Raw genomic sequence first — 14421 nt, 5'->3', positions numbered from 1 at the left:
CCTGAGACGTGGTCGCGGACACAGCCCCATCGAGCCTGACCGTCGCGCCTTCGCGATCCTCGGCATTCCTCCGAATCCGCGCGTGGCTTGCGCGCCGTTCGGAGGCCGTGGCGATCCCCGTCGGAGCCGCGGCGCTCGGCTTCCTCCTGTTCGGCCTGTTCCTCGCGGCGCTCGGCAAGTCGCCGGTGCAGCTCGTCGACATCGTCTGGCGCGGCGGGTTCGGCTCACCCTTCGCGCTCGGCAACAGCTTGCAGCGGGCGGCGCCCCTGCTGTGCGCCGCGCTCTGCGTGGCCTTGCCCGCCCGGCTCGGCCTCGTGGTAATCGGCGGCGAGGGCGCGATCGTGCTGGGGGGCCTCGCCGCCGCCGCGGCGGCACAGCCGCTGGCCGCGCTGCCCGCCCTGCTGGCGGTGCCGCTGATGGCCTGCGCCGCCGCCCTGGTCGGCGCCGTCTGGATCGGATCGGTCGGCTGGCTCCAGGCCTATCGCGGGGTGAACGCCACGATCTCCAGCCTGCTCCTGTCGTACATCGCGATCGCGCTCGCCAACCACCTGATCGAGGGGCCGCTGCGCGACTCGACCAGCCTCAACAAGCCCTCGACCCTGCCCGTGGGCGACGCGTTCATGCTCGGGCCGATGCCGGTGATCGGCGTGCATTGGGGCCTCGGCTGCGGCGTGATCGCCTGCCTGATCGCCTACGGGCTGATGGACCGCACGACGCTGGGCTTCGCCGCCCGGATCGCGGGCGGCAACGTCCGCGCGGCCCAGATCCAGGGCCTGCCGGTCGGCCGGCTCATCGTCGGCTTCACCGCGCTGGGGGGCGCCTTCGCGGCGCTGGCGGGCTTCTTCGAGGTCGTGGCCGTCCAGGGCACCGCCAACGGCACCCTCGCCGCAGGCTACGGCTACACCGGCATCCTCGTCGCCTTCCTCGCCCGGCAGAACCCGATCGCGATCGTGCCGGTGGCGTTCCTGCTCGGCGGCATCGAGGCGTCCTCCGGGCTGATCCAGCGGCGGATGCAGCTGCCGGACGCCACCGTGCTCGTGCTCGAAGGTCTGCTGTTCCTGATCGTGCTGATGAGCGAGACGCTCTACGGCCGGTTCAAGCTGTTCAACCCGCATCTCTGGGCCGAGAAGCGCGCGCCGGTGCCCCAAGGGCCGGTCCCGGCATGAGGATCGCTAAATGAGCGACGATCTCGGCCTCTGGACGGTGCCGCTTGCGGTGATCGGCGGAGCGATCCGCGTCTCGACACCGTTCCTGTTCGTGAGCCTCGGCGAGACGATCACCGAGCGCTCGGGCCGGATCAACCTCGGACTGGAGGGGACGCTCGTCTTCGGCGCCATGGCGGCCTACGCCACCGCCGTGATGACGGGCTCGCCCTGGGCCGGTGTCGCGGTGGCCGGGCTCGCGGGCGGCCTGTTCGGCCTGCTGCACGGCTTCGTTTGCAAGTTCCCCCGGGTCAACGACGTCGCGATCGGCATCGCGCTGATGCTGTTCGGGTCGGGGCTCGCCTTCTTCCTCGGCAAGCCCTTCATCCAGCCCTCGGCCCCACCGCTGCCGGCGATCGGTTTCGGCGCGTGGTCGGACTTGCCGCAGGTCCAGGCGGCGCTTCGCGTCAACGTGCTGTTCCTGGCCGGCGCCGCGCTGTCCGTCGCCCTGTGGTGGGGCCTGCGCAACACGAGGGCCGGACTGGTCCTGCGCGTCGTCGGCGACAGCGCGGACGCGGCCCGCGCCATGGGCTACGATGTCGACCGTGTCCGGCTGCTGGCGACCGGGATCGGCGGCGTGCTCGCCGCCATCGGAGGGGCTTACCTCTCGCTCTACTATCCGGGCTCCTGGAACGAGGGCGTCTCGTCCGGTCAGGGCCTGATGGCGGTGGCGCTGGTGATCTTCGCCCGCTGGAACCCGCTCGCCTGCTTCGGCGCCGCCCTGCTGTTCGGCGGTGCGGGGGCGCTCGGTCCCGCGCTGCAATCGGTTGGCGTCTCGCAGGGCTACTACCTGTTCTACGCCGCCCCCTACGTGCTCACCCTCGCCCTCCTCGTGGCGACCTCCTCGCCCGACCGGGCGCTGGCCGGCGCTCCGGGCGAATTGTCCCTGTCGAAGTGAGGAGCGCCGCCATGAACGGACTCGGCGGACTGAACAAATCCCCCAACGGCGTCGTGATCGGTCTCGTGCAGCTCCAGCTGCCGCGGATCGCCACGAAGGCCGACCTCGCCGCCCAGACCGACCGCATCGTCGCCATGGTCGCCAAGGCGCGGACCAACCTCGCGACGATGGACCTCGTCGTCTTCCCCGAATACGCCCTGCACGGCCTGTCGATGGACACCGATCCGGAGATCCTGTGCCGTCTCGACGGTCCCGAGGTCGCGGCCTTCAAGCAGGCCTGCATCGATAACCGGATCTGGGGCTGCTTCTCCATCATGGAGGCCAACCCGGACGGCAGCCCGTTCAATTCCGGTTTGATCATCGACGATGCCGGCGCGGTGAAGCTCTATTACCGCAAGATGCATCCGTGGGTGCCGGTCGAGCCGTGGGAGCCCGGCGACATCGGCATCCCGGTCATCGAGGGTCCCCGGGGCGCCAAGATCGCCCTGATCATCTGCCACGACGGCATGTTCCCGGAAATGGCGCGCGAATGCGCCTACAAGGGCGCCGAGATCATGATCCGCACGGCCGGCTACACGGCGCCGATCCGGGAATCCTGGCGCTTCACCAACCAGTCGAACGCCTTCTGCAACCTGATGATCACCGCCAGCGTCTGCATGTGCGGCTCGGATGGTGCCTTCGACTCGATGGGCGAAGGCATGATCTGCAACTTCGACGGGTCGGTGATCGCCCACGGGACCACGGGCCGCGTCGACGAGATCATCACGGCCGAGGTACGGCCCGATCTCGTGCGCGAGGCGCGCATTCACTGGGGAGTCGAGAACAACATCTACCAGCTCGGCCATCGCGGCTACACGGCCGTGAAGGGCGGCGCCCAGGATTGCCCCTACACCTACATGCACGACCTCGCCGCGGGCCGGTACGCGCTGCCGTGGGAGGACGCGGTGAAGGTCGTCGACGGCACGGGCTGCGGTTTCCCGGCGCCGACCCGCTCCTACGGCGCGGCGCAGACGCCGGCTTCGCGGGAGGCGGCGGAGTGAGCGTGATCCCGCTCGCCAGCGAGACCGCCGCCGGCACCTACGTGGCGTCCGAGCCCTACCCCTGGCCCTATGACGGCGACCTGCGCTCCGGGAACACGGCGCTGGTCATCATCGACATGCAGACCGACTTCTGCGGGCCGGGCGGCTATGTCGACGCCATGGGCTACGACCTCGCGCTCACCCGCGCTCCGATCGGCCCGATCGCGGAACTGCTCGCCGCGGCGCGGGCCCACGGCTACCACGTGATCCACACGCGCGAGGGCCACCGCCCGGACCTCGCGGACCTGCCCGCCAACAAGCGCTGGCGCTCGCGCCGGATCGGGGCGGGGATCGGCGATCCCGGCCCTTGCGGCCGGGTGCTGGTGCGCGGCGAGCCGGGCTGGGAGATCATCGCCGAGTTGGCGCCGCTGCCCGGCGAGCCGGTCATCGACAAGCCCGGCAAGGGCTCGTTCTGTGCGACCGACCTGGAACTGATCCTCAACCAGCGCGGCATCCGCAACCTGATCCTGACCGGCATCACCACCGACGTCTGCGTCCACACCACGATGCGCGAGGCCAACGACCGCGGCTTCGAGTGCGTGATCGTCTCCGACGGCACCGCCGCCACCGATCGCAGCAACCACGAGGCGGCGCTGCGGATGGTGACGATGCAGGGCGGCGTCTTCGGGGCGGTCGCCGCCTCCGCGGCGATCCTCCAGGCCATGGGGTGAGCGCGATGGACACCACGCCCGGCGCCATCGGCGTCGAGACGATCGGTATGACGAAGCGCTTCGGCGCCTTCGCGGCACTCGACGACGTGTCGATGAAGATCGAGGCCGGCGGCTTCCACGCCCTGCTCGGCGAGAACGGCGCCGGCAAGTCGACCCTGGTCAAATGCGTGATGGGCTTCTACGCGCCGACCGCCGGCAGCGTCCTGGTCGACGGGCGCGAGGCCGAGATCACCAATCCGAAGGGTGCGCAGGCGCGCGGCCTCGGCATGGTCTACCAGCATTTCACGCTGGTGCCGTCTCTGACGGGGGCGGAGAACCTCGTGATCAGCCGCGCCGACGCGCCGGCGATCCTCGACTGGAAGGCCGAGCGCGCGGCGCTCTCGGCCTTCATGGCCGGGATGCCGTTTCGGCTGAACCTCGACCGGCCGGTCGCGGAACTTGCCGCAGGCGAGAAACAGAAGCTCGAGATCGTCAAGCAGCTCTATCTGAAGGCCCGTTTCCTGATCCTCGACGAGCCGACCTCGGTGCTCACGCCCGACGAGGCGGAGGAGGTGCTGGGTCTCCTGCGCGCCATGACCGACCGCGGCGCCCTCACCGTGCTGATGATCAGCCACAAATTCCGGGAGGTCGAGACCTTCGCCCGCTCGCTGAGCGTCCTGCGCCGCGGCAGGCTCGTGGGCGGCGGCGCGGTCGGCGATCTCTCGCGCGACGACATGGCGGCGATGATGATCGGGGAGCGGGTCGTGCGCCCGATCGCGGCCCGGATCGGCGAGCCGGACGCGGCGCGGGAGATCCTGCGCATCGAGGCGCTCGACGCCACCGACGCCTCGGGCCTGCGCCGCATCGCGATCGCGGACCTGCGCGTCCGGGCGCGGGAGATCGTCGGCATCGCGGGCGTCTCCGGCAACGGCCAGAAGGAGCTCGCCGACGTGCTCGGCGGCCAGATCCGCGCAGCCGGCGGGCGCGTCGCGGTGGCGGGCGAGCCCTATACCGGCCGGCGCGCGCAGAGCCGGGCGCGGCGCGTGCGCTTCATCCCGGAGGAGCCCCTGCGCAACGCCTGCGCCCCGCGGATGTCGGTAGCGGAGAATCTCGCCTTCCGCGCCTTCGACCGGCGTGGCGAGGACCCGTCCGGACCGCCGACCCTGTGGCTCGACAGGGGGGCGATGACCCGGCGCGCCAAGGATCTGATCGCGCGCTTCAAGGTGAAGACCGCCTCCTCCGAGGCGCCGATCGCGACTCTGTCAGGCGGCAATGTGCAGCGCGCGGTGCTTGCACGCGAGCTGACCGACCCGGTCGATCTCCTGATCGTGGTCAACCCCTGCTTCGGCCTCGACTTCGCGGCGGTGTCGGAGATCCGCACGCGGATCGTGGCCGCCCGCAATGCCGGCGCGGCGGTCCTCCTGATCAGCGAAGACCTCGACGAGATCCTGGAACTGTCGGACCGGATCGTCGTGATGTCGGACGGGCGCCTGGTCTACGAGACGGCGGCCGCGACGGCCGAGATCGGAACGATCGGCCGACACATGGCCGGGCACCATTGAGGCGCAAGGAGCGCCTTCCGGCGTTTCGATGTTCTCGAACGTGTCCATCCATTCGTTTCGGGTTCTGGCGGGGCTGGGACAGGACCATCGTGACGGCATCAGATCACGGCGACGGGCCGTCACCCACCGGATCGATGGAGCTTACTTTGAACTGCCTGCTCGCCGCCTTCGTCCTCGCCTTTTCATGAGCGGCCAACACGGCCGCCGAGGCTCAGTGCTATACCGCACCCGCCGGCATCTCCGCCGGCGCAGTCTTCGGGCTTCGTCGCGGCCCAACTATCAAGTCTTCTTTTCTGGTTGATCTGCGCTGAAGCTGCCATTCCGCTCTCGGCGAGTTCCAGTTCAGTCGATGGGCGCTTCTAAATGGCTGGGTCGGGTGGCTTTCCGCCAGTCCGCTTCCGGGAAGCAAAGTCAAGAAACCGGACGTTCGCTCAGATCGCGACGCATGACGGATTCGCGCCCAACCTCGTCATCCCGACTGTCGTCCCCGATGCCCAAGAGCGATCGTACGTTGTAACGCAATCCGGGCAGCTTCAGCCGACCCGCGCGGCCGGAGCGGTTCCGGCGCGGACCTGCGCGTAGAGCGCCTCGCAACGGTCGAGCCACAGGTCGCGGTTGAACAAGCGCCGGACCCGGGCCTGCGGGACCGTTCGCGGGATGGCGAGCGCCACGCCGATCGCCCGGGCCAGATCGGCTTCATCCCCTCCCGGAACGAGGCATCCGGCCTCGCCGACCACCTCTGGCGCGGCGCCGTTGGCGAGGCCGGCGATGGGCAGGCCGCAGGCCATCGCCTCGATCGCCACCAGCCCGAACGGCTCGTCCCAGCACGGGGTGAACAGGAACACGGAGGCGCTGCCGATCGCGGCAGCGAGCGCCCGGCCGTCGAGATGGCCGCCGTAGCGGATCGGGCCGCCGAGCTGCGGGGCGATCCGATCCGCCCAGTAATCGGGCTCCTCGATCGGGCCGTACAGGGTCAGCGGGATACCGGCCACCCTGGCCGCCGCGATCGCGTGGTGCGCGCCCTTGATCGCCGCCAGGCGCCCGGACCAGGCGGCGCTGCCGTCGCCCCGGTCCCGGAACGGCCAGGCCGCGGGGTCGACGCCGTTGTGGAGCACCGACACCTCCGGCGGTGCGCCCTCCGGCCACCAGGTCTGGAGCTGGGCCTGCGAGGTCACGGTGATCCGGTGCCCGGGGGCGGGGCTGGCGTGCACGAAGCCGCGCAGGGCGTCGTAGGGCGGCACGTGCAGCGAGGTGACGGTGGGGACCTGTCCGGTCCGCCGGCGCTCCAGGGGCAGCCGGCTCAGGCTGTTGTTGTGCAGCACGTCGAACCCGCCCGCCGCGATCCGGTCGCAGGCCGCCGCGTAGCCGGCATCGACATGGGCCCGCAGCCCCGGATCGCCGCGATGCTCGAGGCCCGGGAAGACGCGCTCGTGATGCACCGGGACCACGGCGTCGATCGCGAAGCGCGGATCGCTGTCGCCGGAGGCGAACAGCACGACGTCGTGGCCGCGGGCCGTCAGACCCTCGGCGAGGTGCCAGCTATGGGCCTCCATGCCCCCCGTGAAGGGCGGCGCGACCGGGTGGCGGATATGGGCGAAGAGCGCGATCCTCACGCGGTCGCCGCCGCGCCGACCCGGGATTCCAGATACCGGATGACGGAGGCGGAGTTGGTGTAGGGCTGGTGGCTCTGCTGCCCGGTCAGGGCGAGGTCGTCGGCATCGGGGCGGCGCAGGATCCGGATCGGCCGGTCGGGCGTGTCGTCGATCAGGCCCATGACCCGGAACGCGTAGAGCCAGTGGCCCATGGTCCGGTAGCCCCACTTGGCCTCGAACAGCTCGGCGTTGCGCACGACGCTGTCGAGGTGGTGGATCGGCGGCATGTGGTGCGGGTGGTACTGATGATAGGCCAGCGCGCCCTTGATCCAGGCGATCGGGGTGCCGCTCTGGTCGAGGATCTTGCCGAAATCGGTGTCCTCGCCGCCATAGCCGGTATAGCGCTCGTCGAAGCCGCCCAGCGCCCGGAAGGTATCCCGCCGGATCGCGAAGTTGAGCGACCAGAAGCAGCGGTAATCGTTGCACAATTCGATGCCGGAGGCCGGGGGGCCGCGGCGGTCGGAATGCCGCTCCGCGCTCGCAGCGAGGTCGGCGTAGCGCCAGGCGCCCGCGGTGGCGCGCTCGGGCAGGTGCAGAACCTCGCCCATCAGCAGGCCGTCGAGTTCGGCGAGCCCGCGCGCATAGTCGGCCACGAGGTCGGGGGCCGGGATGCAGTCGACGTCGAGGAAGACGATGCCGTCGCCGATGGCCGCGTCCACGCCGCGGTTGCGGGCGGCGGCGAGCGGCAGCTCGCGGCCCGGAACCCGGATCTGGCGGACCGGGAACGCCGTCTCGGGCAGGTCGTAGGGCTCGTCCTGCATGAATGCGATGATGAACTCGGCGGGGGCCTGCGTCTGGCGCTCCAGGCCGCGCAGCACGTTGCGCAGATGCGCCGGCCGACCCTTGGCCAGGGTCACGACGGAAACGGTGGACATGCGACGGTCGGGCTCCGGCTGATGGGTACGGGGGCGATACGGGTTTTCGTCGTCGATCGGGCTTTGACGTTGCCCAGGAAGGGCGCCGGTCCCCTCTCCCGTGCGGGAGAGGGACAGGGAGAGGGATGCGCGTTTTCCGGAAAGACCTGGTCCCTCACCCCAACCCTCTCCCGTGCGGGAGAGGGGGCGCGTCGAGACCTGCAAAGGCGATTGCGCCTCGAACCTATGTCGGCTGCAGATCCCAGAGGGGCGCCGATCACGGAGGCGCGGCGACGCGCGGCGTGCCGGGCTCCTCGGCGCCCTGCCAGAGTTCGTCGGTCAGCCCTTCGAGCCAGCCGGCGGCGCGCCGGGCGGCGTCCGGGGCGTAGAGGCCGCGCAGCTCGGCGCCGTCGAGCGCCCGGGCGCGGGCCAGGAGGTCGCGCCAGCCCTGGAGGTCGCCCGGCCAGGCGGGGGCCTGGACGGCGGCCCCGAGCCGGACCAGGGCCTGGGCCTTGCGGGTCTGCTCGGCGAAATAGCGCCATTCCGGCATCACGATCAGGCGGCCGCCGACCCGGGCGACCTCGTGGACCGTGTTGTCACCCGCCGAGGCGATCACGATGTCGGCGGCCGCGAGGTAGTCGGTGACGGAGGGCACCCAGCCCAGCTCGCGCAGGTTGGCGAAATCGGTCTCGTGGCCCTCCCGGTGGGTCGGCCCGAGGGTCAGCCACAGGGCGTCGGGCTCGGCGCGGGCCGCCACGGTGAGCGGCGCGTAGGGGGTGCCGCTGCCGCCGCCGCCGGTCACGGCAACGACGATCTCGCGCTGCGGGTCGAGGCCGAGCTTCGCCCGCGCCTCCGTGCGGTCGGGGATGCGGTCGAGGCTGGTGCACAGGCCGCCGCTGTAGAAGGTCTTGGCGCGCAGCGCGGACGGGTAGTCGGCCTGCTCCAGCCGGGCATCGAACGGCGCCAGCATCCCGACGCAGGCCTCGTAGGCGCCGACATGGCCGATATCGGAGCGGTCGCCGTGCATCCGGATCTGCACCGCCGGCACGCTGGCGATCCGGGCGAGCAGCGCGATCTCGGCCGAGACGTCGACCACGAACAGGCCGACCGCGCGGTCGTCGAGATGGTCGAGGATGGTCCGCATGGTCCGGCGCATGGGGGCGAGGCCCAGGGGCACGCAATGCATCACCTGCGGGGTCGGCTCGGCGTAGAGGCGCGGGGTCGGCACGGCGGCGCCGATCATGTCGGGCAGCGGCACGATCTCGATGTCGCGGGCGAAGCCGTCGAACAGGTGCGGGCCGGCGGTCAGCACAGAGACCGGGCGATCGCGGGCGAATTCGGCGGCGACCGCCATGGTGCGGTTGGCGTGGCCCCGGCCCTGGTGATGGACGAAGAACGCGATCGGCTTCTTCATGGTCTGCTTCACGAGAACAGGGCGCCGGGCCGAAGCGCCGCGGCGATCTCCGGGGCGGTGGGCGGGCGGATCAGGCGGATCGCCGGGGCGTCGTCGTTCCAGTCGATCAGCCCGGCGGCGCGGAACTGGTCGAGCCAGTAGGTCATGCACCAGCGCCCGTGGCGCGCGCGAAAGCGCGCGGCGTTGGCCAGGATCGGCGTGAAATGCTGCAACGGCGGCACATGGACCGGATGGTGCTGATGGTAGGCCCGCGCCCCCGCCGCCCAATAGGTCGGCAACCCGGTGGCGGCGAGGCGGGCGGCGAAGTCCGTCTCCTCGCCGCCATAGCCGGCAAACTCCTCGTCCATGCCGCCGACCGAGCGCCAGGCCTGGGCATGCAGGGCGAAGGACAGCCCCCAGAGCTGGCCAGGATCGGGCTCCCGGCGCAGGCCCGTCTCCGGAACCGGCGGCCGAGCCGGATGGGGGCGGCCGAGGCGGTCGAGGGCCGGCTCGTCGAGGCGGGCATCGTCGAGATCGGGGCCGGCCTTCGGCGGCAGGTACAGAACCTCGCCGAGGAACAGGCCCTCCGCCCCGGAGGCGGCCGCCGCGTAGGCGCCGACCAGGCCGGCAGCCGGGATGCAATCCACGTCGAGGAAGATCAGCAGGTCGCCGGCGGCGGCCTCGGCGGCGCGGTTGCGCGCGGCGGCGAGCGGCATCGGCTCGCCCGGGACGTGAAGATGGCGCACCGGGCAGCCGGGATCGGGCAGGCCGGGAGCCGGCTCGGGCTGCATCCAGGCGATCACCAACTCGCGCGGCGGCACGGTCTGGCGGGCGAGACCGCGCATCAGGTTGCGCAGGCATCCGGCCCGGCCGCGCACCAGGGTGAGCACGCTCGCAGAGGGCGGCTCAGGAGGCCGGATGTCAGGAGGCATGGGCCAGCATCCGGCGGAAATGCGCCACGCCCTCGATGATGCCGCGGGCATGCGAGGCCCGGGCGACGTAGGAGTGCTGCAGCGCCGCGTTGCTGGCGAGGTCGTCGGAATAGTTTGCCACGATGATCGCCTGCACCCGGGCGCGCAGCATCTCGACGTCGTTGCCGGAATCCCCGGCCACGAACACCGCCCGCTCGGGCAGGCCGTAGAGGGCGCGGACATGGTCCACCGCCGTGCCCTTCGAGGCCGCCGGCGGCAGGACATCGAGGTAGCGGTCGTGGCTGTGGATCACCCGGGCGCCGAGGCCGGCCTCGGCGAGATGCGCGCTCACCCGGCGGGCGGCGGCGGCCCCGCCGAAATAGCTCAGCTTGTACGGGCGCTGCTCCAGGGGGCCCTGGGGCAGGAGGTCGTCGATGCCGGCGAGCGCCGCGCGCAAAGCCTCCCGGTCCCAGCCGCCCGCGATGGCCGCGCGCCAGGCGGCATCGGCCGTGTAGGTCACGCCGTTGGCGTCGAGATGGTAGATCTCGGAGCCGACCGAGGTGATCATCACCTGCGGCCGGGGGCTCGCCTGCTGCTCCAGTACCGCCATGGCGCTGTGGAACGAGCGGCCGGTGGCGACCCCGAAGGCCAGGCCGGCCTGCTGGCTGCGCCAGCGCCGGAAGATGCCGAGCGCCGCCTCGCAGCCGACCAGGGTGTTGTCGATATCGCAGACCAGGAGCTGCCAGGGCGTCCGGAGGGGCGGCTCCGGGGCGAGCAGTGCCCGCAGCAGGGCGTGGTAGCGCGCGGCGTGCCGGTCCCAGTCGTAGGCCGCCGCGGCGCGGGCCCCGCCCGCGACATAGCGGGCGCGCAGCGCCGGATCGGCCAGGATGCGCAGGCAGGCCCGCGCGATCGCCTCCGGGTCGCGGGGATCGACCAGCAGCCCGTTGCCGCAGGTCTCGACGATGTCGTTGGGGCCGCCGCTGTCGGTGGCGACCAGTGGCAGGCCGGCCGCCGACGCCTCCAGCAGGGTCAGGCCGAAGGGCTCATTGAGCGCCGGATTGACGAAGATGCCGCCACGCGCGCGGGCATAGGCGTAGATCGCCGGCACGTCGTCGGGCCGGTGCGTCTTCGGGTAGGCCACGCGGCCGTAGAGGTCGTAGCGGTCGATCAGCACCAGCAGGTCGCGCATCGTCGCGGCCATGTCGCCGTCGAGGGCGTCGATGTCGCCGCGGGTTCCGGCCACGATCACGAGGTTGGCCCGGGCCTGGAGCTCCGGGCTCTCGCCGTAGGCCTGGACCAGGGCCGCGAGGTTCTTGCGCGCCACCGGCCGGGCCAGGGCCAGGAGCGGCGGCTTGGCGGGATCGTCCAGGAAGCGGTCGATCAGGGCATCGACCCGGGGATGCGGCTCGGCGGCGGCGAAGCGCGCGAGGTCGCTGCCCGGCGGCACGACGCGGACGCGGCCGGGATTGTAGGCGTCGTAGCCGGCATACTGGACCTCGGCCTCGTCCCGGGAGGAGGCGATGACCAGGGTGGCCTGAGCGAGGGCCGCCTCCTCGGTGGCGATCCGGCGCGCTAGGTCGGGGGCCTCGGCGGCGTCCCCGCCGAGCATCGCCGCCTTGACCCGCCCGAGCGAGTGGGCGGTGAACACGAACGGGATCCCGAGCCGCGCCTCGACGATCGCCGCCACCGCGGCGGCGTCGGCGTAATGGGCGTGGATCAGGTCAGGGGCGCGCGTCTGAGTGCCGATCCAGGCGACGAGGTTCTCGGCGAAACGCGCGACCTCTTCATGCATCGCCTCCTTGGATCGGTAGCCCGGCGCCGCGCTCGGGAGCCGCACCAGCCTGACCTTGTCGGAGATCCGCTCTTCGGGCACGGCGTAATCCGGGCCGGGCGGACCGTGGAACAAGCGCGTCGCCACGACGATCTCGGCCACGCCGAAATCCTGCGCCGAGGCGGCGACGAGATCCAGCAGGTAGCGGATGTGGCCGCCGGTATCGGCGGTGAGGCCGTAGACGACATCGCGCCCGCGCAGGCAGCCCTGCAGGGCGACGTGCAGGACGAACATCAGGCGTTTGCTGAAGCTGTCAGCCGCTCCCGCAAAATTAACGTATGTGAAGAGAGCGCCGTGATCCGTGTAGCCCAGGTCGCACCGAACATTTTTCCCGTTCCCCCAAACCATCACGGCGGCACCGAGCGGGTTGTGCATGATCTCAGCACGGCGCTGCGAAGCTTGGGCGTGGAAGTAACACTGTTCGCACCCTCGGACAGTGCGACAGACTTACCGCGCGTCGGCGATTACCCGAGTCTCGCGGCTCTCGAGCAGCGCCACGGGCGCGTCGCGGCCGGGGTTCCGGCCGCCCTGGATGCCTTGCAACTGGAGGCGCTGCGGCTGCGGCTGCCCGAGTTCGACATCGTGCATTGCCATGGCGAGTTCGCCCACGCGGCGCTGCTCGGTGCGGCCCGGCGGCGCAGCCTGACCACGGTGCATTGGCGGGTGGACGAGCTCGACCGGGCGTTGTTCTTTGCCGGCTTCCCAGACTTGCCGGTGGCGGCGATCTCGGCGGCGCAGGAAGCCGGCATCCCGGCCGCCAACCGGGCCGGGATCGTGCATCACGGTATCGCTCGGGACCGCTACGCCTTCCAGGCCGAGCCGGAGGCGCATCTCGCCTTCGTCGGGCGCATGACCGACCAGAAGCGCCCGGACACCGCGATCCGCGTCGCCCGGGCGGCCGGGATGCCGATTCGGCTGGGCGGCACGATCGATGTCGGCAACCCGGACTATTTCGACCGGCAGGTGCGTCCGCTGCTCGGGCCCGACGCGACCTATCTCGGGCCGGTCGATGACATTCAGAAGGGGGAACTGCTGGGCAGCGCCCGTGCGCTGCTGTTCCCAATCGACTGGCCCGAGCCGTTCGGCCTCGTGATGATCGAGGCGATGGCCTGCGGCACACCGGTGGTCGCCTGGAACCGCGGCTCCGTGCCGGAGATCGTGGACGATGGCGTCACGGGGTTCGTCGTCGAATCCGAGGTCGCGGCGGTGGCGGCGTTGCGCCGCGTCGGGAGCCTGGACCGCGCGGCCATTCGCAGGCGCTTCGAAGAGCGCTTCACCGCCGAGCGCATGGCGCGCGAATACCTCGCCCTCTACCACCGCCTCCTCGCCGCCTGATGCGCACCGCCCTCGTCGCCTGGGATTACCCGCCGGCACCCAGCGGCCTGTCGACGGCGGCCCGCGAGATCGCCGAGAGCCTCGTCGGGGTCGGCGCCGACGTGACGGTGTTCACCCTCGACCGAACCGGCCGCGAGCGGCTCGGCGGCGTCACCGTGGTCGGTATCGCTTTGCCGCCGGTGAGTGGTCTGGCGCGGCTGCGCCGGTGGGGAACGGTCGGCCATCTCGCGGCGCCGCTGGCCTTCCGCAGGGCAGTCCTGGCCGAGCATGCCCGGACGCCGTTCGCCGTGGTCGAGGCGACGAACTGGTACGCCCCGGCTTGCCTGCTCACAGGGCGCCGGGACCTGCCCCTGGTGACCCGCAACTCGACACCCGCCGCCTTCACCCGCGACGGGCGCCCCGGCCTGCGCGACCGCCTCGACGGCGCCGCCGCCGATCACCTGGAGCGCTGGCAGGCCCGGGGCAGCGCCGGGCTGATCGCCAACACGCAGGCCCATGCCGAGGTGATCGCCGGGGCGTACGGGCTGCCGGGCCGCCAACCGGAGGCGGTGATCGGCCTCAGCCTGCCGCCGGAGATCGCGGCCGCCGCCCGGGCGGCTCCCTACCCGGACGGGCCGGGGCCGGTGCGCCTGCTGTTCGTCGGCCGGGCGGAGGCGCGCAAGGGTTTTGACGCCCTGCTCGACGCGGTGGCGATCCTGGCCGGGGAGCAGGCGCGGGGCGCGCTGCCGCCCTTCGCGCTCGACCTCGTCGGCGTGCCCCAGGGCGACCTGCCCGCGGACCTGTCGGAGGCCGTCCGAAGCGGCATCCGCGCCCATGGCCGGGTCGATTCGCGAGCGCTGGCCGAGGCTTATGAGTCCGCGCAGGTCGTGCTGGCGCCGTCGCGCTACGAGAGCTTCGGCCTGGTCTACCAGGAGGCCCTGGCCTATGGCCGGCCGGTGGTGGCCTGCGCCGAGGATGCGAGCGCCCGGGCCTTCGTGGGCGTCCCGGGAGCGGGGCCGCTGGCGCAGGCGGCGACCGGTCCGGCGCTCGCCGACGCCCTGCGCCCGCTCCTGCG

General features: G+C 71.8%; 12 protein-coding genes. 7 read left to right on the top strand and 5 right to left on the bottom strand.

Annotated elements, in window-relative coordinates:
* The first annotated feature begins 8 nt into the window (after nt 1–8).
* Genes MKK67_RS17410 through MKK67_RS17390 form a run of 5 tightly spaced genes read left to right on the top strand, consistent with a single transcriptional unit; the run spans nt 9 to nt 5391 of the window.
* Nucleotides 9–1166, top strand: a complete 1158-nt coding sequence (locus tag MKK67_RS17410) for an ABC transporter permease (protein WP_409568411.1) — start codon at nt 9–11, stop codon at nt 1164–1166.
* Between the two features lie 10 nt (nt 1167–1176).
* The gene (locus MKK67_RS17405; protein WP_243966453.1) at nt 1177–2100 is read left to right on the top strand and encodes an ABC transporter permease; all 924 of its coding nucleotides are present in this window, start codon (nt 1177–1179) and stop codon (nt 2098–2100) included.
* An 11-nt stretch (nt 2101–2111) separates the two neighbouring features.
* On the top strand, nt 2112–3140 hold the full coding sequence (locus MKK67_RS17400; RefSeq protein WP_243966452.1) for a formamidase: 1029 nt from the start codon (nt 2112–2114) through the stop codon (nt 3138–3140).
* Nucleotides 3137–3850, top strand: coding sequence for a cysteine hydrolase family protein (locus tag MKK67_RS17395; RefSeq protein ID WP_409568410.1), 714 nt, complete (start codon nt 3137–3139; stop codon nt 3848–3850). Before MKK67_RS17400 ends, MKK67_RS17395 begins: the two co-directional genes overlap by 4 nt.
* On the top strand, nt 3847–5391 hold the full coding sequence (locus MKK67_RS17390) for an ABC transporter ATP-binding protein (RefSeq protein ID WP_409568409.1): 1545 nt from the start codon (nt 3847–3849) through the stop codon (nt 5389–5391). Before MKK67_RS17395 ends, MKK67_RS17390 begins: the two co-directional genes overlap by 4 nt.
* Before the next feature lie 533 nt (nt 5392–5924).
* Here the strand turns inward: MKK67_RS17390 and MKK67_RS17385 are convergent.
* From MKK67_RS17385 to MKK67_RS17365, 5 genes are all read right to left on the bottom strand, one after another.
* Complete coding sequence (locus tag MKK67_RS17385) at nt 5925–7004, bottom strand: glycosyltransferase (protein ID WP_243966450.1); 1080 nt, start codon at nt 7002–7004, stop codon at nt 5925–5927.
* On the bottom strand, nt 7001–7918 hold the full coding sequence (locus tag MKK67_RS17380) for a glycosyltransferase family 2 protein (RefSeq protein ID WP_243966449.1): 918 nt from the start codon (nt 7916–7918) through the stop codon (nt 7001–7003). Before MKK67_RS17380 ends, MKK67_RS17385 begins: the two co-directional genes overlap by 4 nt.
* A 256-nt stretch (nt 7919–8174) precedes the next feature.
* The gene (locus MKK67_RS17375; protein ID WP_243966448.1) at nt 8175–9311 is read right to left on the bottom strand and encodes a glycosyltransferase; all 1137 of its coding nucleotides are present in this window, start codon (nt 9309–9311) and stop codon (nt 8175–8177) included.
* Nucleotides 9312–9319: 8 nt separating this feature from the next.
* Nucleotides 9320–10222, bottom strand: a complete 903-nt coding sequence (locus tag MKK67_RS17370) for a glycosyltransferase family 2 protein (RefSeq protein WP_243966447.1) — start codon at nt 10220–10222, stop codon at nt 9320–9322.
* Entirely contained in the window at nt 10212–12266 is a 2055-nt protein-coding gene (locus tag MKK67_RS17365) for an HAD-IIB family hydrolase (RefSeq protein WP_243966446.1), read from the bottom strand. Before MKK67_RS17365 ends, MKK67_RS17370 begins: the two co-directional genes overlap by 11 nt.
* Before the next feature lie 60 nt (nt 12267–12326).
* On the opposite strand from MKK67_RS17365, the gene MKK67_RS17360 reads away from it, so the two are divergent.
* The gene (locus tag MKK67_RS17360; protein ID WP_313899027.1) at nt 12327–13367 is read left to right on the top strand and encodes a glycosyltransferase family 4 protein; all 1041 of its coding nucleotides are present in this window, start codon (nt 12327–12329) and stop codon (nt 13365–13367) included.
* A partial coding sequence (locus MKK67_RS17355) for a glycosyltransferase family 4 protein (protein WP_243966444.1) occupies nt 13367–14421 on the top strand: 1055 nt, incomplete at its 3' end. The genes MKK67_RS17360 and MKK67_RS17355, both read left to right, overlap by 1 nt.

The organism is Methylobacterium sp. J-072, from assembly GCF_022829425.1.
Taxonomy (GTDB): domain Bacteria; phylum Pseudomonadota; class Alphaproteobacteria; order Rhizobiales; family Beijerinckiaceae; genus Methylobacterium.
The sequence above is the reverse complement of the archived record's forward strand: the minus strand, read 5'-3'. Positions and strand labels throughout refer to the sequence as shown.